An 820-nucleotide genomic window follows, 5' to 3' on the forward strand; every position below is an offset into this window, starting at 1 on the left:
GATGTGTATAAGAGACAGCGGCACGTCGGCTCGGCGGTGAAGCTCTCGGTGAAGACCATGAAGTGCATCCGGCCCTTGGTACTGATCGCCGACATCGCGTTCACCTAAAACCGGTTCCCGCTCCGCCGCACCACGGGAGTCTTCCCCTTCTGGCCCCAGGTGCGGCCGGTACCCTGGTCCGAGTGGATACCGACCTGGTCCGCGACCAGGACCTCGCCACCGTCCTTCCTCGCCTTTGCCCGGATCGCCGGCCAGGTATCCTCGTGCCAGCGCCGAACGGCCCCGGGGTCCTGCTCGACGGCCCGCTTGTCCGGCCTCTGGAACGACAGCCCCCACCGCTTGAGGTACGTGCCCACCCCGGGCTCGGTCAGCCTCACCGGTACAGCTTCGGATCAAGTCACCGATCAGCCGCCGCGTCCACAACTCCCCGGAAAGCCCCACGTCACAGGGCCGGTGATCAAGGACCGTCTGCCGCACCGCACCCTGCTCAGCATCCCCGAGCACCTGATGCACACCGACCGGCTTGCCACGCGGACGCATGACCAGCGCCTCCCGACCACCGGCCTGCCACTTCGCCCTCACCCGTCGACCGCCTTCAGCGACACCCCGAAGACCGCCGCCACGCCCTCACGGCCCCGCCCCGCCACCAACGCGGTCACCGCCCGCGACCGCAGGGCCTCCTGCGCCGACGCCGACAGATGCCGCGCGTCCCCCACCAGATCGCTCACTCCCCACCAACGACCCAGAACCCAAACCGTTTCGGGTCAATAACGACTACGGCAGCAGCCACCGCCAACTCCGCCTCACTCACCACAGGATT

At 68.2% G+C, this 820-nt stretch carries 2 protein-coding genes; both read right to left on the bottom strand.

Annotation, left to right across the window (positions count from 1 at the left end; all coding sequences use genetic code 11):
* Positions 1-104: 104 nt before the first annotated feature.
* Positions 105-377, bottom strand: coding sequence for a winged helix-turn-helix domain-containing protein (locus tag IH13_RS45915; RefSeq protein ID WP_420713330.1), 273 nt, complete (start codon positions 375-377; stop codon positions 105-107).
* Between the two features lie 201 nt (positions 378-578).
* Positions 579-728, bottom strand: a complete 150-nt coding sequence (locus IH13_RS45920) for a hypothetical protein (protein ID WP_420713331.1) — start codon at positions 726-728, stop codon at positions 579-581.
* Positions 729-820: the final 92 nt, after the last annotated feature.

The sequence above is a fragment of the Streptomyces sp. NRRL WC-3549 genome (assembly GCF_000721935.1).
Taxonomy (GTDB): domain Bacteria; phylum Actinomycetota; class Actinomycetes; order Streptomycetales; family Streptomycetaceae; genus Streptomyces.